17 protein-coding genes are annotated in these 20,878 nt (G+C 66.3%); 11 read left to right on the forward strand and 6 right to left on the reverse strand.

The features are described from left to right. Nucleotides 1-12 precede the first annotated feature (12 nt). Together MH112_RS07515 and MH112_RS07520 are read left to right on the forward strand one after the other, a co-directional pair. Nucleotides 13-969 carry a bifunctional enoyl-CoA hydratase/phosphate acetyltransferase gene (locus MH112_RS07515; RefSeq protein ID WP_296565985.1) on the forward strand — a complete coding sequence of 319 codons (957 nt, stop codon included), beginning with the start codon at nucleotides 13-15 and terminating at the stop codon, nucleotides 967-969. 14 nt (nucleotides 970-983) lie between these two features. Further along, nucleotides 984-2,165: an acetate/propionate family kinase gene (locus tag MH112_RS07520; RefSeq protein ID WP_296565987.1), complete on the forward strand. Its 1,182-nt coding sequence runs from the start codon at nucleotides 984-986 to the stop codon at nucleotides 2,163-2,165. 70 nt (nucleotides 2,166-2,235) lie between these two features. Here the strand turns inward: MH112_RS07520 and MH112_RS07525 are convergent, their stop codons facing one another. Then, nucleotides 2,236-2,883, reverse strand: coding sequence for an OmpW family outer membrane protein (locus MH112_RS07525; RefSeq protein ID WP_296565989.1), 648 nt, complete (start codon nucleotides 2,881-2,883; stop codon nucleotides 2,236-2,238). 459 nt (nucleotides 2,884-3,342) lie between these two features. Here MH112_RS07525 and MH112_RS07530 point away from each other — a divergent pair, with 459 nt between their 5' ends. The 6 genes from MH112_RS07530 (at nucleotide 3,343) to MH112_RS07555 (ending at nucleotide 12,058) form a co-directional block, all read left to right on the forward strand. Continuing rightward, the gene (locus tag MH112_RS07530) at nucleotides 3,343-3,669 is read left to right on the forward strand and encodes a hypothetical protein (protein WP_296565991.1); all 327 of its coding nucleotides are present in this window, start codon (nucleotides 3,343-3,345) and stop codon (nucleotides 3,667-3,669) included. Nucleotides 3,670-3,862: 193 nt separating this feature from the next. Further along, the gene (locus MH112_RS07535) at nucleotides 3,863-4,711 is read left to right on the forward strand and encodes a universal stress protein (RefSeq protein WP_296565994.1); all 849 of its coding nucleotides are present in this window, start codon (nucleotides 3,863-3,865) and stop codon (nucleotides 4,709-4,711) included. Nucleotides 4,712-4,902: 191 nt separating this feature from the next. Beyond that, nucleotides 4,903-6,702: an amidohydrolase family protein gene (locus MH112_RS07540; protein ID WP_296565996.1), complete on the forward strand. Its 1,800-nt coding sequence runs from the start codon at nucleotides 4,903-4,905 to the stop codon at nucleotides 6,700-6,702. 265 nt (nucleotides 6,703-6,967) lie between these two features. Next, nucleotides 6,968-9,958: a TonB-dependent receptor gene (locus tag MH112_RS07545; protein ID WP_296565999.1), complete on the forward strand. Its 2,991-nt coding sequence runs from the start codon at nucleotides 6,968-6,970 to the stop codon at nucleotides 9,956-9,958. Nucleotides 9,959-10,055: 97 nt separating this feature from the next. After that, nucleotides 10,056-11,531 (forward strand): amidohydrolase, encoded by a 1,476-nt coding sequence (locus MH112_RS07550; RefSeq protein WP_296566000.1) that lies wholly within the window; start codon nucleotides 10,056-10,058, stop codon nucleotides 11,529-11,531. Nucleotides 11,532-11,566: 35 nt separating this feature from the next. Then, nucleotides 11,567-12,058 (forward strand): NAD(P)H-dependent oxidoreductase, encoded by a 492-nt coding sequence (locus MH112_RS07555; RefSeq protein ID WP_296566001.1) that lies wholly within the window; start codon nucleotides 11,567-11,569, stop codon nucleotides 12,056-12,058. Between the two features lie 27 nt (nucleotides 12,059-12,085). On the opposite strand, the gene MH112_RS07560 is transcribed toward MH112_RS07555, so the two are convergent. Further along, nucleotides 12,086-12,946, reverse strand: coding sequence for an MBL fold metallo-hydrolase (locus MH112_RS07560; RefSeq protein ID WP_296566004.1), 861 nt, complete (start codon nucleotides 12,944-12,946; stop codon nucleotides 12,086-12,088). An 83-nt stretch (nucleotides 12,947-13,029) separates the two neighbouring features. On the opposite strand from MH112_RS07560, the gene MH112_RS07565 reads away from it, so the two are divergent. Next, the gene (locus tag MH112_RS07565) at nucleotides 13,030-13,809 is read left to right on the forward strand and encodes a sulfite exporter TauE/SafE family protein (RefSeq protein ID WP_296566006.1); all 780 of its coding nucleotides are present in this window, start codon (nucleotides 13,030-13,032) and stop codon (nucleotides 13,807-13,809) included. Then, nucleotides 13,806-14,408 (forward strand): class I SAM-dependent methyltransferase, encoded by a 603-nt coding sequence (locus tag MH112_RS07570; RefSeq protein WP_296566009.1) that lies wholly within the window; start codon nucleotides 13,806-13,808, stop codon nucleotides 14,406-14,408. Before MH112_RS07565 ends, MH112_RS07570 begins: the two co-directional genes overlap by 4 nt. Before the next feature lie 16 nt (nucleotides 14,409-14,424). Here MH112_RS07570 and MH112_RS07575 read toward each other — a convergent pair whose 3' ends face one another. From MH112_RS07575 to MH112_RS07590, 4 genes are read right to left on the reverse strand one after another with little or no spacing between them, the layout of a single operon-like run. Beyond that, on the reverse strand, nucleotides 14,425-14,778 hold the full coding sequence (locus MH112_RS07575; RefSeq protein ID WP_296566012.1) for a metalloregulator ArsR/SmtB family transcription factor: 354 nt from the start codon (nucleotides 14,776-14,778) through the stop codon (nucleotides 14,425-14,427). Between the two features lie 19 nt (nucleotides 14,779-14,797). Further along, complete coding sequence (locus MH112_RS07580) at nucleotides 14,798-18,031, reverse strand: efflux RND transporter permease subunit (protein ID WP_296566015.1); 3,234 nt, start codon at nucleotides 18,029-18,031, stop codon at nucleotides 14,798-14,800. Next, entirely contained in the window at nucleotides 18,028-19,062 is a 1,035-nt protein-coding gene (locus MH112_RS07585; protein WP_296566018.1) for an efflux RND transporter periplasmic adaptor subunit, read from the reverse strand. The genes MH112_RS07580 and MH112_RS07585 overlap by 4 nt, the downstream gene beginning before the upstream one ends. A gap of 20 nt (nucleotides 19,063-19,082) precedes the next feature. Then, on the reverse strand, nucleotides 19,083-19,436 hold the full coding sequence (locus tag MH112_RS07590) for a rhodanese-like domain-containing protein (RefSeq protein WP_296566020.1): 354 nt from the start codon (nucleotides 19,434-19,436) through the stop codon (nucleotides 19,083-19,085). 162 nt (nucleotides 19,437-19,598) lie between these two features. Between MH112_RS07590 and MH112_RS07595 the strand changes: the two genes are divergently transcribed. Next, a complete protein-coding gene (locus tag MH112_RS07595) occupies nucleotides 19,599-20,876 on the forward strand; it encodes an FAD/NAD(P)-binding oxidoreductase (RefSeq protein WP_296566022.1) in 1,278 nt (425 codons plus the stop codon). The last annotated feature ends 2 nt before the right edge of the window (nucleotides 20,877-20,878 follow it).

A 20,878-nucleotide genomic window follows, 5' to 3' on the forward strand; every position in this document is an offset into this window, starting at 1 on the left:
GGAGCATTTCCGTTGAGCCCTTCTGACCTGGCGCCCAGCGTCCCCGGATCGCAGCTTGAGCGCCTCCTGGCCCTGGCCGATCACCCTGACCCGGTGGCGACGGTGGTGGTCCATCCGGTGGATGACTTGTCACTCCAGGGTGCTGTGGAGGCCGCCGCCCGTCGACTGATTGTCCCCATCCTGGTCGGCCCCAAGGCCAAGATCCTGGGGGCGGCGCAGGCGGCTGGCCTGGACATCAGCGGCTTCGAGATCGTGGACGCGCCCCACAGCCACGCGGCGGCGGCCCTGGCTTGCCAGATGGCGGGTCGCGGCGAGGCCGAGGCGATCATGAAAGGCGCCCTGCACACCGATGAGCTGCTGGAGGCGGTGGTGGCCAAGGACTGCGGCCTGCGCACCGAGCGGCGGATGAGCCATGTGTTCATCCTGGATGTGCCCACCTATCCCAAGCCGCTGCTCGTCACCGACGCCGCCATCAACATCGCCCCGGACCTGGCCACCAAGCGCGACATCGTCCAGAACGCCATCGACTGCGCCCGCGCCATGGGGGTGGCGCGGCCCAAGGTGGCGATCCTGGCGGCGGTGGAAACGGTCAATCCAAAGATGACCGCCACCCTGGACGCTGCGGCCCTGTGCAAGATGGCCGATCGGGGGCAGATCGTCGGCGGCGTACTGGACGGCCCCCTGGCCTTCGACAATGCCATCTCGAAGGAGGCCGCCACCCAGAAGCACATTGTCTCGGAGGTGGCTGGGGACGCCGACATCCTGCTGGTTCCCGACATCGAGTCGGGCAACATGCTGGCCAAGCAGCTGTTCTACCTGGCCCGGGCGCAGTCGGCGGGGATCGTCATGGGGGCCAAGGCGCCGATCATGCTGACCAGCCGTTCGGACGGGGTGCTGTCGCGGCTGGCCTCCTGTGCGGTGGCGCTGCTGGTGGCCCAGGCCAAGCGGCAGACCTCACGACACGATTGAGCCTCAGAGGCGACATGTCACAGATCCTGGTGCTCAACGCCGGCTCCTCCAGCCTCAAGTTCGCGGTCTATGACGCAGGGTCTGGGGATGACCCTGCCCTGGTGATGAGTGGCGCGGTGTCGGGCCTGCCAGACGCTGCGCAGTTCAAGGTCTCCAGCGCCGCGGGTAAGGTACTGGCTGACACCCAATGGCCTGATGGCTCAGGCGAGCTTTCGGCCGCCGTGTTGGGCGTCCTGGACTGGCTGGCCGGGCAGGGTGGGCTGGCGGCCCCTGCCGTCATCGGCCATCGCATCGTTCATGGGGGCCTTGAGTTTGCCGCCCCGGCCAGACTGGACGCCAAGACCCTGAGCCGCCTGGAAGAGCTGATCCCCCTGGCACCCCTGCATCAACCGTTCAATCTGGAAGCCGTGCAGGCCACACGGGCGCGGTACCCAGATGCCCTGCAGGTGGGCTGCTTTGACACGGCCTTTCATGCGAGCCAGCCGAGACTCGCCCGGCTTTATGCCTTGCCGCGTCCGCTGATCGAGGCTGGGGTCATGTCCTATGGCTTCCATGGTCTGTCCTACGAATACATCGCCGGCGCCCTGCGCGCCCGGTTCGGACCGGCCTGCGGTGGAAAGGTGATCGTCGCCCATCTGGGTAGTGGCGTCTCCCTCTGCGCCCTGTCGGAGGGACGCAGTATGGCCACCACCATGGGGTTCTCAGCCCTGGATGGTCCGCCCATGGCCACCCGATCTGGCGCCCTGGACCCAGGGGTTCTGCTCTATCTGATGGAGGCCCGGGGCCTCTCGCCGGCTGAGCTGTCCGACATGCTCTATCGTCGTTCAGGCCTGTTGGGGGTGTCAGGTGAAAGCGGCGACGTACGGGTCCTGCTGGCCAGCCCACGGCCGGAGTCCAGGGAAGCGCTGGACCTCTTTGTCTACCGGCTGGCCCAGGAGATCGGCGGGCTTGCTGCCGTCCTGGGTGGGCTGGACCGCATCGTTTTCACCGCCGGCGTCGGGGAGAACGCCCCGGAGATCCGTGCCCGGGTGCTGGACGCCTGCGCCTGGCTGGGGGTCCAGCGCGATGAGCTGGCCAACGCCATGGGCACCGAACGGATCACCACGCCGTCCAGCCGTATCGAGGCCCTGATCCTGCCCACTGATGAGCAGATCATCATCGCCCGCGCCGCCCAAACCCTGCTTGGCAGGGCGTGACGGGCAGTCATGCAGAAGGCTCTGGCGGTGTTCCGCCAGAGCCCCCCACCAAGACCTGCCTGGTCGAGGTCTAGAACTTGTAGCCAAAGCCCGCCGAGATCACCCAGGGGTCCAGGCTGACCGTGGACTTCACGCCATTGCGGGTGTCGGTGGCGTCGGTTTCGAAGAAGACCTTCTTCACGTCGAGATTGGCGCTCCACGGGCCGCTCATGGCCACGTCGACGCCGGCCTGCAGGGCGAAGCCAAACCCGTCGTCGATATCGAGGGCGAAGTTGTTCTTATCCGAGCCGTTATAGAAGATCATGTAATTGATCCCGGCCCCCACATAGGGGCTGACCTTGCCGGCCGGGGCAAAGTGGTACTGCAGGCTGACGACCGGGGGCAGGACCCAGGTTTCCTTGACCTTCACGTCGGTGGTCGGACCCTTGGCGGTGACCGTGTGCTGGGTGGTCCCGGCGATCACTTCCACCGCGACATTGTCGGTGAAGAAGTAGCTCAGCCCGATGGTCGGCATCACGTCGGCATCGACTTCAGCCCGCAGGCCTGTGGGGGCGCCGGCCAGGGTGGTGATCGGGTTGCCCGCTTCCGGATCAACCGTGGTCAGCCGGACATTGAGCATCTTGGTTCCGGCGGTCTTGGGCTGGAACTCCTGGGCCTGGGCGACACCGGCCAGGGAGAGGGCGAGGCCGGCGGCGAGGAGGGCGGTGGTGGTCTTCATGTTTATCCCCTTATTGTCGGTTTGACCGTGTCTTTGCCGCGTCGGTGTTCTGGCGAACGCGGCCGCGGTGGCGAGGCAAGCTGCCTGCCCGGGATGGTGCCGCCATCCGCCCGTCGGCTTCCCCGCACGACCGCAGCCGATCGGCCTAGGCTGGCCCGCGCCTGCGGTGGTCATTGCGGAAATCAAAGCGTTCATGAGCCTGAACCAGCTCTGTCGCGGCCTAAGGCCGGTGAGTGTGCAGCCCCTCGGGGGGAGGTCCCCGTTGGACCGGCGTCGCAATGAAGACTCACGACGCAGCCGGTTGATGCGCCTGCGCCCGGCAGGACTCCTTGATCTGGCTCAAGCGACATGGCGGCGCAGGGGCGGGACGGGGCGGGGGCGGGCAGGTTTGACTCTGGTCAAGGCGCCGCCTGTCAGGATGGTGCCTTATGGGCTTCGCAACCCCCAGGAGACGCAATCATGTCGAAGTCCATCAGCAAAGACCTCCGCGAAGACGTCAAGGATCTGCGGGAGAACATCGACGAGACCTTGGAGGACGTGGCCCGGGCCCTTCGGTCTGCGGCCGAGAGCCTGTCCGATGAGAGCGAGGAAGCCATTTCCAAGGCCGCCGTTGCCGTCCGTAAGGCCGCTGACGCGCTCTCGGAAAAGGCCAAGCCCGCCAAGGCCCTGGCCGAAAAGGCTGTGGCAGAGGTGAAGGAGCATCCGCTGGTCTCGGCGGGTGCAGCCCTGACGGCAGCGGCCCTGCTGATCAGCCTTCTGGTGGCCGAACGTCGCCGCAAGACCTAGGACGCACGGGCTAGCCGCGCAAAAACGCGCATCGGGTCAGACCAAATCGCCCACTCGCCCGTTGACCCTTGAACCCTGACGAACGGCACCCTGGGCCTGCAGAGCCCTGGTGCCCGACTGACATCGCCCGCCGCCTGGCTGCCCGAGGGGCTCTGGACGGCGGGCACAGCTTGGCTTGGACTGGAGATTCATCATGCCTTACAAAGACATCCTGCTTCATCTTGAGTCCTATCCAGACGCGACCTCTGATCTCGCGCTCGATCAGGGGCTGACCCTGTGCGCGGCCCTGGGCGAGCAAGTGACGGCTCTGGCCCCACAGATTGCCATCCCCCTGAAAACCAACCGGATCGCCGACTTTGCGCTCAATCTGGGGGATATGGCCAAGACCGAGGAAGGCCGCAGCCGGGAAAATGCCGCGCGCCTGCTGGACCGCTTCGAGGAACAGGCCAAGAGCCTTGGCGTCTTCGGGGGGCGTCTGTCACCCGCAGCGGAAGTTTTTGAAACGCCCGATATCACGGCGCGGCTGGCCCGCACCCGCGACCTCTGTGTGATTCCCTATGGCCGGGAAACGGCACCCTATACGGCGGTGGCGGAGGCATTGATCTTTGCCTCAGGTCGGCCGGTTGTGGTGTTCCGGCCCCGGGCGGACCGGCCCCTGTCCGGGGGCCTGGGTACGGTGGTGGTGGCATGGGATGGCAGCCGGACAGCGGCAGCCGCTGTTTCCGCCGCCCTGCCGGCCCTGACCGCCGCCCGTAAGGTCATTGTGCTGACGGTGCTCAACGAAAAGGCCAGCGCAGGCTCTGGAGCCGCCCAGGACCTGATCCGCCACCTTGGTCGCTATGGGATCAATGCGCAGATCCAGGAGTTTGACGCTGCCGGGGCCAAGATTGGCTCGGTTCTGGAACACGTCGCCATTCGTTCGGAGGCCGACCTTCTGGTCATGGGGGCCTTCGGCCACTCCCGGGCCCGGGAGTTTGTTCTTGGCGGCGCCACCCGCAGCATTCTTGAGGCTCCGCCGATCCCCGTACTGCTGGGACACTAAACCCCCGAACGGGAGCGCATTCCGGAAGTCCTTAGCTCTGAACTCTGGACTGCGCGACCCGTGCCAGTTTCGGAGGCGTCTGGGAGTCATTTGTCCCCTGACGCCGCCGTTTCTGGATTCCCGCCAGGCTGTGAGATAAGCGAAGTCAGCCGCCGGCTGTGCGGTGGGTAGTGTCGACGGGGCGCGTAGCGATGACGTTTAAACCTCTCTCCAGGATTCTCGTCGCTGCAGCGATGATCTCGGCCCTCTCAGCAGGCGGTGGGGCAACTCAACAGCCGGGCAGCGCGGTGGCCATCGTCGGTGCGACCGTCTTCGACGCCACGGGTTCTGCCCCGCGCGTGGCCGATGTGCTGATCCAGGATGGACGCATCGCCGCGGTCGGTACCCGGCTTTCAATCCCGGCCGGGGCCACGGTCATCGACGGGACAGGGAAGGCTCTGACGCCAGGCTTCTTTGACGTTCACACCCATTGGACCCCCAATGGGACCCCCTTCCAGACCCCGGCCATCGCCACCGCCTATGTCCAGGCCGGCGTGACCACGGTGAACGACTTTCACCAGCCGCCGGAGTCTTATGCGCCCCGGCGCGAGTGGCTAGCCCAACTGGCCTCGCCGCATGTGAACCTGACGGCGCGGATGAGCACGCCAGGTGGACACGGCGCAGACTGGGGGGACACCAATACCACCAAATGGGTCAACACGCCGGCCGCAGCCCGCCTGGAGGTCAGCCGCCTGGTTCCCTATGCCCCTGACCTGATCAAGGCCTTCGCCGATGGCTGGCGCTACGGCCTGTCGCCCGACAATACCTCGATGAACCTGGACACCCTCAGCGCCCTGGTCGACGAGGCCCATAAGAACAATCTGAAAGTGGTGACCCATACGGTCACCGTGGCCCGGGGCAAGATTGCCGCCCAGGCCAAGGTCGACATCATCGTCCACAGCCTGCAGGACACCCATGTTGACCAGGAGGTGATTGATCTTCTGAAGGCCGCCGGGACGGCCTATGCCCCGACCCTGGCCGTCTATGAGCCGGTCAAACCTGGGCAGTCGCCCCCGGAAGACCTGAACAATCCCCGGTTTCTGCAATCCAACGCCAAGTTCCAGTACGCCCTGAGGAACGTGAAGGCCCTGTATGATGGCGGCGTCCTGGTGGCCCTGGGGACTGATGCGGGCATGCCCGGCACGCCCCACGGGGTAGCGACGTGGCGGGAGATGGAACTGCTGGTTCAGGCCGGCCTGACACCCGTGGAGACCCTGATGGTGGCCACCGCCAACAGCGCCCGGGCCATGGGCGTGCTGGAAGACCGAGGGACCATCGAGGTCGGCAAGCGCGCCGACCTGGTGCTCATCGACGGAACGCCCTGGGCCAATATCTCTGATGTCCGCAAAACCGAGCGCGTGTTCATCGATGGCCGCCAGGTGGTGGGACCCGGCGTCGCTCTGCCGGAGGCCAACAGCCTGATGACCATGGCTCCAGCCAAGGCCCAGGTGCTGATCGACGATTTTGAGGGCGCGCCCGGTCGGACAGCGTCGGGTGCCCTGCGGGTGCAGGATACTGACGGCGGCATGGACCGCAGTGTGCTGATCAGCCTGGTGGCCCCCGAGGCTGGTGGGGACAATGCCTTGCGACTGGCGGCCCGCATGTCGGTCAAGGACGATCCCCACACCGGTGTCATCCTGCCCCTGAGCCGTGGTTCGATTCAGCCGGTGGACGCCTCGGCTTTCCAGGGCCTGTCCTTCGCCTTGCGGGGCGATGGCGGTGCCTACCGGGTGATGATTCGCACCGTGGGCGGCTGGTGGCAGGCCGAGGTGAAGGCCGGGGCCAAGTGGACCAACTTTACGGTGCCATTTAAAGACCTGGCCCCGTCGCCGGGCTGGCGGCGGGCTCAGACGCCCTGGACCGGGGCTGACCTGCTGGAAGTGCAGTTTGGCGGCGGTCGCCCGGCCGGTGACAACCTCTGGCTCGAGGTGGATGACGTTCGGTTTTACTGATCGTCGATCTCCGGCTCCAGATCGCTGAAAAACACCTTGAATACCGACATCCGGTGAGAAAGCGGGCGCCGTTTGCCTGAATTTTTGCCAATGTGGCGATTTGGTGTCGGCCAACCACCTATAACGGCGCTACATCAGTCCTGCCGGCTATTCGGCGGGGGAGCGACCGGAGGTCTGGGGTAACGTCAACCTCCGGTGAAGGATCAGATTGAGGACTATGATGAATATCACGACTTGGGGGCGGCGTGGTCTGCTCGGAACAACCATGCTGTGCGCGCTCGGGGTCAGCAGCGCCGTTGCCCAGACTGCCGACACCACCTTGCAGGAAATTATCGTTGTCGGTTCTCAGGTCCAGGGCTCGCGGATCACTGACGCGGTCCCGGTCACTGTGCTCGGCCAGGATGAGCTTCAGGCCGTCGCGGCGGCTTCGGGTGATGAGCTGTTCCGCTCCATCCCGCAGATGGGCGATGTGAGCTTCAATTCGAGCTACCTGCCCAATTCCAGCAACAGCGCCCGGGGCGATGTGGGCTCGGTCAATCTGCGCAATCTCGGGGTCGGCAACACGCTGGTTCTGCTGAACGGCCGCCGGGTGGTGACCCACCCCTCCAGCCGCGCTGACGAGAACCTGGTGCCGGTGCTGACCTACAATACCAACGCTATCCCGGTGAACGGCCTGCAGCGCCTGGAGGTCCTGCGGGACGGCGCCGCGGCCCTGTATGGCTCGGACGCGGTGGCCGGGGTGGTGAACACCGTGCTGCGGACCGACTATGAGGGCCTGACCCTGGACGCCCAGTACGGCGGCGCTGAGGGCACCGGCCTGCGCCAGACCGACCTGTCAGCCCTGCTTGGCAAGAACTTCGAGCGCGGCAATCTGACGGTATTTGCCAGCTATACCGATCGCACCGCCCTGGACGCCCAGGACCAGGACTACACCAGCTCTCTGGACCGCCGGCCCCTGTTCGTCGGTACGCGGTTTGAGGGCGCAACGGGCCTCGACGCCCGCAGCACAGTCATCCCCTGGGGCTCGTTCCAGTCTGCCGGTGCGGTGCGTCGTAACGGCGCCCTGGTGACCTCGGCGGCGGGCCTGTTCCATATTCAGCCGACAAGCTTCCCCGGCTGCGCCACACCCATCAACGGTACCATCTGCATCGACGATGGTGCCCCTGCCACGGCAGGCGATGACCGCAATCTGCGTTTTGATGCGCCGGCGGCCTACAACACCACGGTCATCCCCGAGGTGGAGCGGATCAATCTGTTCCTGACCGGCAACTATGAGCTGACTGACGAGGTCACCGCGTTCGGCGAGCTTGGCTATTACACTGCCACCACCAAGAGCCTGCAGTCCTCCACCGGCACCCTGGCCTCGCTGCCGGTGACCATGCCCGCGGCGAGCTATTATAATCCCTTTGGTCCGACGACCTTTGCCGGCGGTGCGGTCAATCCCAACCGCCTGTCGGGCATCGACGCCCCGGCGGCTGGCCGCAATGTGACCATCCGCACCTACAACTTCTCCGACGCCGGCCCCACGAAGGTCGATGTGGAGAACTTCCAGTGGCGGACCCTGGCGGGCCTGCGCGGCAAGAGCCTTGGTTTCAACTGGGAAGGTGCGGTCCTCTATTCGAAGGCCGAGGTGGAGGACATCTCCGACGGCATCAGCGCCACCTTGCTACAGCGCCAGCTCTCCTTGTCGACGCCTGACGCCTACAACCCCTTCAACGGGTCCAACCTTACGAACCCGAGCCTGGCCGACACGGCCCGCAGCAGCCAGGCGGCCCTGGACGCCATCAAGATCAAGACCGTCCGCCGCAATACCAGCTCCCTGGCGCTGGTGGACTTCAAGGTTTCGCGGCCGGACCTTTTTACCCTGCCGGGCGGCGATGTCGGCATGGCCATGGGCCTGGAGTACCGCCGGGAAACCCAGAAGGACGACCGCGACGGTCGGGTGGACGGGACGATCAACTTTACGGATGCCGTCACCGGGACCGCCTATACCGGCGACCTGATCGGCACCAGCCCGTCCCCGGACACCAAGGGGGCGCGCACGGTCTCCTCGGCCTTCCTTGAATTTGCCGTGCCGGTCATCTCGCCGGACATGAACATCCCCCTGGTGCGCAGCGTCGAGATGCAGCTCGCCGGGCGCTTCGAGGACTTCAGCGACGCCGGCTCCATCGCCCGGCCGAAGGTCGCGGTGGCCTGGGACGTGTTCGACGGCCTGCGGTTCCGGGGCTCCTGGGCGCAGGGCTTCAAGGCTCCGAACCTGGAGCAGGTGAACGCCACCCTGGTGACCCGCTCCAACACCCGTACGGACTTCATCCGCTGCGAGGCCGATCTCCGGGCGCGGCGGATCGCCAGCTTCGCGGCCTGCTCGCGGGCCGGGGCCACCACCGCCCGGCGGGCGGGCAACCAGAACCTGCAGCCTGAAGAGTCGGAAACCTGGGGCGCTGGCGTGGTGTTCGAACCCCAGTTCCTGCCGTCCGAGGTCGGGAACTTCATCTTCACCCTCGACTACTGGCGGGTGAAGCAGGAGGGGATTGTCGGCCTGTTTGGCGAGGGCAATGGCCTGATCCTCGACTACCTGATGCGCACCCAGGGTTCGAGCAACCCCAACGTGGTCCGCGCCGCCCCGACGTCCGATGATGTGGCGGCCTTTGCCGGCACGGGTCTGACGCCGGTGGGTCAGGTGCTGTTCGTCAATGACCAGTACCAGAACCTGCTGCCGCAGGAGGCCCGGGGCCTCGATTTCGGCGTGGCCTGGAGCCTGAACGGCACCCGGTTCGGCGACTTCTCGGCCAATGTGAACGCCGCCCATCTGCTGCGCTTCTATCGCCAGCCGTCACCGGCGATCCAGGCCTTGCTCGACGCCCGGACGGCTGGACAGATCAACCCCGGCGTCGCGATCACCGGTGGTGGAAATCTGGTGCGTGATGGGGGCCGTCCGGACTGGAAGTGGTCGGCCTCGGCCACCTGGCGCTACGAGCAGTTCACCTTGGGCGCCTTCACCCAGTATGTGGGCGATGTGGAGGACTCCGGCATCATCGATACGGCGGGCAATCCCTGGATCGTCGACAGCCAGGTGACCGCCAACCTCTATGGTCAGTATGAATTCACCGAGGGGATGGCCGCCGACACCCGCCTTCGCCTGGGCGTCCGCAACCTGACCGACGAGAAGCCCCCGGTGGCCACCACCGGCTATCTGGGCGAGCTCTACACGCCCTACAGCCGCTACTGGTACGTGAGCGTCCGCAAGACGTTCTAGTCCCTCGGCGGTCCTGACATGCTGGCGCGGGCGTCCCCAAGGCGGGGCGTCCGCGTCGACATGCAACCTGTCTGTCCCTGTTCCTCGGAGTTCCCCCATGCGCCGCGCCGCCTTCAAGATTGCCCTGATGGGTGCCGCCAGCCTGACCCTGGCCTTTTCGGCCTCCCAGGCCAGCGCCCAGGTCACTGCTCAGGACAAGGACATGCTGGTCGCCAGCGTGGCCAAGGGCGCCCCGCGCATGGCCCAGGTGGCGCACCAGATCTGGGGCTATGCCGAGGTTGGCTATCAGGAAACCAAGAGCTCGGGCCTGCTGCAGGCGGAGCTGAAAAAGGCCGGTTTCACCGTCGAGGCCGGGGTGGCCGGTATGCCGACGGCCTTTGTCGCCAGTTTCAAGAATGGCCCGGGTCCGGTCATCGCCATCCTGGCGGAGTTCGACGCCCTGCCGGGCCTGGCCCAGGCCGCTGTGCCTGAGCCCTCGCCCATTCCCGGCCAGATCGCCGGTCATGCCTGTGGCCACCATCTGTTTGGTGCGGCCTCCGTGTCCGCCGCCCAGAGCCTGGCGGCCTGGATGAAGGCCAACAATGTGGGCGGGGAAATCAGGGTCTTTGGTACGCCGGCCGAGGAAGGCGGGTCAGGCAAGGTCTATATGGTCCGCGGCGGCCTGTTCTCCGACGTGGACGCCACCCTTCACTGGCACCCCAGCGACGGAAATGGTGCTGCCCAGACCGTCTCCCTGGCCAATATCTCCGGCAAGTTCCGCTTTGTTGGTGCCTCGTCGCACGCCGCGGCCGCGCCGGCCCGCGGCCGCTCTGCCCTGGACGGGGTGGAGATCATGAACGTGTCGATAAACTACATGCGCGAGCACGTGCCGGACGGGACCCGGATCCACTATGTGGTCACCGATGGCGGCGCAGCCCCCAACGTCGTGCCGGATAAGGCCGAGGTCTATTACTATGTCCGTCATGCCGATCCGCAGATCGTGCGCGACGTGTTTGCCCGCATGCAGAAGGCCGCTGAAGGCGCAGCCATGGCCACCGAAACCCAGGTCAGTTTCGAGCAGACCGGCGGGGTCTACAACATGCTGGTCAATGACACCCTGGGCCGGGTGATGGACCAGGCCTTGCGCGAGGTGGGCGGGCCGGTCTGGAATGCCCAGGAGACCGCCTTCGCGGAATCCATGCGCGCGCATCTGCCCCCCGGGCGCAGCCTGGCCTCGGCCAGTGAGATCCGGCCCTATTCGGTGGGCGGCGGCGGCGGTGGATCCACGGACGTGGCCGATGTCAGCTGGGTGACGCCGACCGCAGGCATGGGTTCGGCCACCTGGGTGCCGGGCACCTCGGCCCACAGCTGGCAGGCGGTGGCCGCCGGCGGCATGAGCATCGGGCACAAGGGTGCCGAGGTGGCGGCCAAGACCCTGGCCCTGGCCGGCGCGCGACTGCTGCGGGAACCGGCCCTGATCGAGACCGCCAAGGCTGAGCTCCTGGAGCGGCGGGGTGCTGACTTCACCTATACCGCCATGGTCGGCGACCGGGCCCCGCCGCTGGACTACCGCAAGTCGCCCAAGGGCGACTGAGGCCAGCCCAGCCAGAGGCCTAAATCTAGGGCGCGATGAAGACCCTGCTGATCGTCTATCACTCCCGCACCGGCGGCACGCGGCAGATGGCTGAGGCCGCGGCAGAGGCGGCGCAGGAGAGCGGCGAGGTGATCGTGCGACTGGTGGAGGCCGGCGCGGCAGAGGCCAGCGATCTGCTCGCTTCTGAGGGCTACATTTTCGCCTGCCCGGAAAACCTGGCGGCCATCTCCGGCGAGATGAAGGCTTTTTTCGATAGGGCCTATTATCCAGCGCTAGGGCAGATCGAGGGCCGCCCCTACGCCCTGCTGGTCTGTGCCGGCAGTGACGGGGAAAACGCCGTGCGACAGATGGCCCGGATCGCCACCGGCTGGCGGCTGAAGGCCGTGGCCGATCCGATCATCGTCTGCACCCGGGCCCAGACCCCTGAGGCGATCCTGGCCCCCAAACAGCTGAGCCCTGCGGACCTGTCGCCCTGCGCAGACCTGGGCGCGGCCCTGGCGGCGGGGCTGGCGCTGGGGGTGTTCTGAGCCCCCGGCGCGTCTTTGATCTCGCCCTCAGATCTCAGTGACTGGCAGGCGTAGATAGACCCGACCGTCCCGCTCCGGCGGGGGCATTTCGCCAGCCCGGATGTTCACCTGCAAGGAGGGCAGGAGCAGGTTCGGCGGGGCCAGGGTAGCGTCTCGGGCCTCCCGGCGCGCGACGAAGTCAGCCTCGCTCACCCCCCCGCTCAGATGTACGTTCTCCGCCCGCTGAGCCGCCACAGTGGTTTCCCAGACATGGGTCGTGCGGCTCTCGGTCAGGTAGTCGTGGCCAACGAAGATCCTGGTTTCTGGGGGCAGGGCCAGGATTTTCTGAATGGACCGATAGAGGGTGGCGGCGTCCCCGCCGGGGAAGTCGGCTCGGGCAGTGCCATAGTCCGGCATGAAAAGGGTGTCGCCCACATAGGCCGCGTCCTCGATCAGATAGGTGACGCAGGCTGGGGTGTGACCTGGGGTGTGCAGGACTTCGATCGGAGTCTCCCCCAGCATCAGGATGTCGCCCTCCCGCACCAGACGGTCGAAGACGGCACCATCGGGTCGGACATCATCGGCCCCAAAAACCTTGGCGAAATAGCCCTGAACTTCGGTGATGTGCGCCCCGATCACCACCTGAGCACCCGTGACCTGGCGCAGGTGCGCGGCCGCCGAAAGATGGTCGGCATGGGCATGGGTCTCAAGGATGTAGCTCAGGGTCAGACCCCGGGCTTCCAGGGCACCCAGCACCTCCGACATCTGCTCACGGGAGACCTTGGCACCCTTGGGCTCATAGTCGAGGACCGGGTCGATCACTGCGGCCTGACCGGTTGCCTCGTCCCAGATCAGATAGGTGACCGTCGAGGTCGCCTCATGGAAGAAGCTCAGCTGCTGAACGGACATGGGGTCCTCCTTTCCAGCCCCTTATATATGCATAGTTGCTAATATAGCAATCGCTGCTATGAACAGGATAAGGAGCAAGCCTGATGGACCTGACCACCACCGCCATGATCGCCGCTGTCCTGAGCGGCGCTGTCGTCGGCCTGTTGCTGGCGGTGTTCGGGGGCGGGGGCTCGGTGCTGGCGACGCCGGCCCTGCTCTATGTGGTGGGGATCACCGACACGCACATGGCCATCGGCACCTCGGCCGCTGCCGTAGCGGTAAGCGCGGCCTTCAACCTGGTCGGCCACGCCCGTCGGGGGCGCGTGAAGTGGCCCTGCGCCAGTGTGTTCGCCGTGGCCGGCCTGGCTGGCGCGCTCGGGGGCTCGACCCTAGCCAAGCAGGTGGATGGCCAGCAGTTGCTGGTGTTTTTTGCCCTGGCCATGGCCGCCATTGCCCTGTCCATGATGCGTAGGCCCCGGGACGCCGGTGACCCCCTGGCGCATATTTCCTGGCCGATGACCCTGCGACTGGCCCCCATTGGTCTGGGGGCCGGCTTTGCCGCGGGCTTCTTTGGGATCGGCGGCGGGTTCCTGATCGTGCCGGGTCTGATGGCGGCGACCGGCATGACCCTGGCCAATGCCGCCGCTTCCTCCCTATTGTCGGTGAGCCTGTTCGGGGCGGCGACCTCGGCCAACTACGCCCTGTCAGGCCTGGTGGTCTGGCCGGTGGCGGGGCTGTTCATCGCCGGAGGATTGGCCGGCGGCGGGCTTGGCCTGCGGCTCGCGGGCCTGCTGGCCACCCGCGCGCTCCTGGCGCGGCGGTTGTTTGCGGGTTTGGTTTTGATGGTGGCGGCCTATGTGGCCTGGCAAGGACTTGGCGGATGAGTTTCTGGGATGAGCGTTATCAGGGCGAAGCCTATCTGTTCGGGGAAGCGCCCAACGCCTTTCTGGCCCGTCAGGCACCTCGGCTGACCCCGTGCCAAAGTGCATTGGCTGTGGCCGATGGGGAAGGCCGCAACGGCGTCTGGTTGGCTGAACAGGGCCTGTCGGTGCTGTCGGTGGACGCCTCATCGGTCGCTCAGGCCAAGGCGGCCAGGTTGGCCCAGACCCGGGGCGTGAGCCTTGAACTTCAACAGGTGGATCTCTCCACCTGGGACTGGCCAAAAGAACAGTTCGACCTGGTGGTGGGGATCTTCATCCAGTTCGCCGGTCCGGAACTGCGAACACAGCTGTTTGCGGGACTAAAGGGTGCTCTGAAGCCCGGCGGCCTGCTGCTGCTGGAAGGCTATCGTCCTGAACAGATCGCCTATGGCACCGGTGGGCCACGGACACCGGAAAATCTCTACACCGAAGACCTGCTGCGCACAGCCTTCGCCGACTTCGAGATCCTGGACCTGTCAGCCTATGACGCGCCCATCGAGGAGGGCGCGGGACACTCGGGAATGTCGGCCCTGATCGATCTTGTGGCCCGCAAGCCGGGCTAAGGACAAACAGCCCCCCTTAAGGGGCTGGCTTGCCGCGATAGATGTCGCACAGGGTGTCGATAACCCGGGCGGCGGCGGGGTCGGTCAGACGATAATAGATGGTCTGGCCTACTCGCCGCGTGCCGACCACGCCCTCGGCCCGGAGCTTGGCCAGGTGCTGCGACGCCGCAGACTGGGCGAGCCCCACATGCTGGGCCAGGTCCCCCACCGAACATTCCCCGTCGCCGAGCCGGCACAGGATGATCAGCCGCTGCTCGCTGGACATCAGCTTCATCAGCCGGGCCGCAGCCGCAGCACTGGCTTCCAGAGCGGCCAGTTCTGCCGGATCGGGCATCTGGGTGGCGACAGCGGTGAGGGTGGCCTTGCTCATGCTCACTTATCCAGGCTCGTTAGCGGGACGCTAGGGTGTCGGGACGCGTGGCCGGACGACCATCATCCCTCAGAACCACATAGATGGCCGGTATGACCAGCACCGTCAGCAGGGTGGATGAGGCCAGGCCAAACAGCAGGGAAATCGCCAGACCCTGGAATATGGGGTCGAAGAGGATGACCGCCGCTCCGATCATGGCCGCTGCAGCCGTGAGCACAATGGGTTTGAAGCGGATCGCGCCGGCCTCCAGCAGGACATCGCGCAGGGCTCGATCGCCCGTCTGGGCATGGCGTATGAAGTCCACCAGCAGGATCGAGTTCCGCACGATGATGCCGGCCAGCGCAATGAAGCCGATCATCGACGTGGCTGAGAACGGCGCACCGAAGATGATGTGGCCGATGACAATGCCCACCAGGGTGAGTGGGATCGGCGTCAGGATCACGAGCGGCAGGCGGAAACTCTTGAACTGCGCCACCACCAGGACATAGATCCCGAGAATGGCCACCGCAAAGGCCGCGCCCATGTCGCGGAAGGTCACCCAGGTGATCTCCCATTCCCCGTCCCAGAGCAGAGTCGGGGTGCTTTCATCGCTGGGCTGGCCATTGAGCCGGACGGTCGGCTTGGGCAGGTCGCCCCAATCATGGGCTTCGATAGCATCGCCCACGGCCAGCATGCCGTAGATCGGCGCCTCATACTGGCCGGCCAGTTCGGCGGTGACCATTTCGGCGTCCAGCCCATCCCGGCGATAGATCATGTGCGAACCCGGTTCGGAGGTCGCCTCAATCACCTCGCCCAGCTCCACCAGGCGACGGCCCTCAGAGGTCTGAGACATTGCCACGGGGGTGGCCGCCAGACGCTCGCTCCAGGCCCGGTCGGACTGGGGCAGTCGGACCGCGATCTCAAGGGGCATCCGACCTTCGCCACGGTGGGCATAGCCGACGGGACCACCCCCAAAGACGGCACCGATGGAATCCAGCACCTCCCCCTCAGACACCCCCAAATGTTCCAGGGTGTCACGGGCCGGCGTCAGTCGCAGGCGCGGCCGGGGTTCGCCATAGGAGTCGTCCACATCGACGATGTAGGGGATCGACTGGAACAGGGTCTTGACCTCGGCGGCCACCGCCCGGCGGGTCTCGGCGTCCGGCCCATAGATTTCGGCCAGCAGAGTGGCGAGGACCGGCGGTCCCGGCGGGGCCTCAACCACCTTGATTGAGCCCCCGGTCGGCAGGGGCAGGTCGCTGAGCCGCTCGCGCAGGTCCAGGGCGATGGCATGGCTGGCGCGGTTGCGCTCGCCCTTGTGCGACAGGGTGATGGACAGATCGCCCATCTCCGGCCGGTTGCGCAGGAAGTAGTGCCGCACCAGACCGTTGAAATTGAAGGGCGAGGCCGTACCGGCATAGGCCTCAATGGCCATGACCTCTGGCACCGTGCGGGCGATTTCCGCCGCTCCGGCCAGGGTGCGCTCTGTGGTCTCCAGACTGGCGCCCTCAGGCAGGTCCAGAACCACCTGCAGTTCGGATTTATTGTCGAAGGGCAGCAGCTTCACCGTCACGGTCTTGGTGGCGAACATGCTCATGGACAGAAGGGTGGCGACACCCACGGCCCCCAGGAAGATCCAGGCGCTGCGCCGGCTGGCGATCACCCGGCTGGCCATGGCTCGATAGGCGCGGCCCAGGCGACCGCCGTCGTCCTCATGTCCGTGGGCGTGGCCTTCAGCCAGGGTCTGGCGGGCAAAGCGGACCATCAGCCAAGGGGCGATGACCACGGCCACGAAGAACGAAAACACCATGGCGGCCGAGGCGTTGACCGGGATCGGCGCCATGTAAGGGCCCATCAGGCCGGAGACGAACAGCATGGGCAGCAAGGCCGCCACCACGGTCAGGGTCGCCACCACCGTGGGATTGCCCACCTCGGCCACGGCCTCGATGGCCGCCTGGGTGGGGGTGCGACCATCCTTCATCGCCCAATGCCGGGCGATGTTCTCGATCATGACGATGGCGTCGTCGACCAGGATGCCAATGGAGAAGATCAGGGCGAACAGACTGACCCGGTTGATGGTGTAGCCCATCAGGTTCGAGGCGAAGAGGGTCAGGAGAATGGTGGTGGGGATGACCACGGCGGTGACGCCGGCTTCCCGCCAGCCGATGGCCAGGCCGATCAGGATGACGATGGAGACCGTGGCCAGCCCCAGGTGAAACAGCAGCTCGTTGGCCTTTTCGTTGGCGCTTTCGCCATAGTCGCGGCTGACGGCGACCTCCAGGCCCTCAGGGATCAGGGTGCCTTTGAGGGTCTCGACCCGCTCAAGGATATGGTCTGAGACCACCACGGCATTGGCACCCTGGCGCTTGGCGATGGCTAGGCTGACTGCCGGGGCCTGGCTCCAGCCCGCCTCGGTGCGCACATGGCGCCAGACCCTGGCCTGGTCTTCCCGGGGCGCCTGGATAACGTTGGCCACATCGCGGATATAGACCGGCTCGCCCTTCACCGAGGGCAGGGCGAGCAGGCCGATCTCCTGGGCTGTGGTCAGGGTCTGGCCCGCCACCACATCCACCGCCTGACCATCCTGGCGGATGGCACCGGCTGGGAAGCTGCGGTTGGCCTGGCGAACGGCCTCGATCACCCCGCCTAGGGGGACGCCGCGCAGGGCCAGGCGGTCGGGGTCGGGCTCGATACGAATCTCGTCGGGACGGCCACCGACGATGAAGGTCAGGCCGACATCCTCAACCTTGGCCACTTCGGTGCGCAGCTTGAGCGCGATGTCATGGAGCGCTTGGTCCGACCAGCGATCGGCCATGTCCGGCGCCGGCGTCAGGGTCAAGACCACGGCGGGGACATCATTGATGCCCCGGGTGACGATCATCGGTTCGGGAATGCCGACGGGAATCTGGTCGTAGTTGGCGCGGACCTTCTCATGGACCCGCACGGCGGCGTCCTCGGGGTCCTCGCCCACATCAAAGCGGGCGGTGACCAGCACCTGGTCGTCCTGGACCTGGGTATAGACGTGGTCCACCGCGTCGATGGACTTGACGATGGTCTCCAGGGGCTTGGCCACCAGCTCAGCAGCGTCGGGTGCCCTGAGGCCTGGGGTGGCCACCATGATATCGACCATGGGGACACTGATCTGAGGCTCCTCCTCCCGGGGGATGGAGACAAGCGCCATCAGGCCCATGGCGATGGCTGCCAGCAGGGCCAGGGGAGTCAGCGGCGAGTGGATGCTGGCCTGGGTGAGGCGACCGGAAATGCCCAGGTTCATTGGGCGGCCCCCGCCACACTGGCCAGCAGGACGTCCCCGGCGCGGACGCCGGACAGGATTTCCATCTGGCCAGGGTTCGGGGCTGGCGTGGTCTGCACGGCCACCTCACGGACCTGACCGTCAGGGCCGAGAAGGCGGACAAAATCGAGACCGAACCGCGTCGCCACATAGGCCTGGGGGACAACCAGCGCCTGGCGCTGGCCGACCTTGACCTGGACCCGGACCCGCTGACCGATGAGGTCGGCCCGCAGACCACTGACCCGCAGGTCAGCCGTCACCTGGCCGCCGGTGACAGAGGGATAGACCTGGACCACCGTGCCTTGGCCCGACACCCCCGGCAGGTCAGATGTGGAGACCTGAGCCTGGTCATCAACCTTCAGGGCGCGAGCCTGGGCCTCCGGCAATTCCAGCCGCAGAAGGGCCTCGCCGGAGGTGATGGTCGCCACCGACTGACCGGGCGCGACCACCGAGCCGGCCGGCGTGTCGGCCCGAAGGACGCGGCCTGAGGAGGGGGCCAGGATCACCCCTTGCGCGCCCATCTCAGCGCTGGCGGCCCGTTGGGCGCGGGCGGCGGCAGCCATGCCCTCGGCGGCGCGGGCGGCCGACTGGGCCTGTTCCAGGCGCGCCTTGGCAAAGAAGCCCTTGTCATAGAGCACCTGCACCCGGGCCAGCTCAGCTGAGGCCCGGGCGGCTTCAGCGGCGGCCGCCGCGGCCTGGGCGTCGAAGGCGGTGGTCTCAAGGTTGAGCCGCTGGTCTGTGACCCTGCCGATCACCTGACCCTTCTGGACCTGGTCTCCCTCTCGAACCCTGAGTTCCATGAGCGTGCCGCCAATACGAGCGCGGGCCTCGGCCATGTCCCGGGTGACGACGCTGGCGGCCACGGGTTTCAGGTCATCCACTGGCGCAAGCTGAAGGGTCAGCCTCGTCCCCTGGGCCGCTTTCACGGTCGGCGGTGCCGAGGGTGCGGGCTCCGAACAGGCGGTGACGCCCAGGGTCAGGGCCAGCAGGCTCGCGGTCAGCAGGGGGCGCATGGGCGTCTCTTCTTGATTTACTAGCGGGCGTCGCGGACGGCGCCTGTGGCGGGATCGAAGGCGATCACCGGCAGGGACGCAGTCTTCCAGGCTCCGATGCCCCCTTCCAGATGGCCGGCGACCTCAACCCCGGCCGTGCGGCATTGGTCCAAGGCCATGCCTGAGCGTTTGCCCGAGCCGCACTGCAGAATGATGGCCCGGGGTCCGCCAGCCGGCAGGGCCTGGGGATCAAAGGTCGAGAGGGGAAAGTTGAGCGCCCCGTGGATGCGTTCGGCGGCGAACTCGGCGGGCTCGCGGACATCGATCAGCACGATCTGCCGGGCGAGCAGGCGGCTGTGTACGTCGGTGGGGTGAAGGTCGGGGGAAGGGCTCATCTGGCGTCTCTCCGGCGGCGCGTTAAAACCATTGTATATTCGCAGATACGCATATAATGATTTCGACGCCCCATACAAGCAGCTTCGAAACTGGGGCCTCGGGAAGGCTGTTGCCTTGATGCCGATCAATGTCAGGGCTGGCCAGAGGGTCAGGATGCGAACATGAAAAAGCCACTCATAGTTGTGCTCGGTGCCGGTCTCGGCGGATCGGTGGCCGCCTTCGAGATCAAGGACGCCGTGGGCTCACAGGCCGAGGTCATGGTGGTCTCTCAGGGAGACACCTTCCACTTCGTCCCCTCAAATCCCTGGGTGGCGGTGGGCTGGCGAAAACGGGCCGCGATCGAAGTCCACCTGCCGCCGATCATGGCCAAGAAGAAGATCGGCTATACCGGCGTCGGTGCCGCGCGGGTGCATCCCCAGGAGAACCGACTGGAGCTGCAGGACGGCGAGAGCCTCGCCTACGACTATCTGGTCATCGCCACCGGCCCAGAGCTGGCCTTCGACGAAATTGAGGGCCTTGGGCCTGAGGGGTTCACCCAGTCGGTCTGTCATGTGTCCCACGCCGAGCAGGCGGCAGAGGCCTTCGAGGCGTTTGCGCGCAATCCTGGGCCTATCGTGGTGGGCGCGGTGCAGGGGGCCTCCTGCTATGGCCCGGCCTACGAATTTGCCATGATCCTCGACACCGAACTGCGGCGTCGGAAGATCCGCGATCAGGTGCCCATGACCTTTGTCACCGCAGAGCCCTATGTGGGCCATCTGGGGCTGGACGGGGTGGGCGACACCAAGGGCCTGCTGGAGAGCGAGATGCGCCAGCGGCACATCAAGTTCATCACCAACGCCAAGGTGGCCAAGGTGAGCCAGGGCCTCATGGCGGTGGAGGAGATCGCCGACGACGGCTCGGTCAAGGCGACCCATGACCTGCCGTTTGCCTATTCCATGATGTTGCCGGCGTTCCGTGGCGTGCCGGCGGTGATGGGGATCGAGGGGCTGAGCGATCCCCGCGGCTTCATCCTGGCCGACAAGCACCAGCGCAATCCCACCTATCCCAATGTGTTCTCCCTGGGGGTCTGTGTGGCGATCCCGCCCATGGGCAAGACGCCGGTATCGGTGGGCGTGCCCAAGACTGGCTTCATGATCGAGAGCATGGTCACCGCCATCGCTGAGAACCTCAAGGAACTGCTGGCAGGGCAAGCGCCGACCCATGAGGCGACCTGGAACGCGATCTGCCTGGCAGATTTCGGCGACAGCGGCGTGGCCTTCATCGCCCAGCCGCAGCTCCCGCCGCGCAATCTGAACTGGGCTGCAGAGGGCCGCTGGGTGCATCTGGCGAAGATCGGCTTCGAGAAATACTTCCTCAGCAAGATCCGGCGGGGGGAGGTCACCCCGTTCTATGAGAAGCTCGCCCTCGACGTGATCGGCGCGCGCAAGCTGAAGACCTGAGC

Source organism: Phenylobacterium sp. (genome assembly GCF_022402485.1).
Lineage (GTDB): Bacteria > Pseudomonadota > Alphaproteobacteria > Caulobacterales > Caulobacteraceae > Phenylobacterium.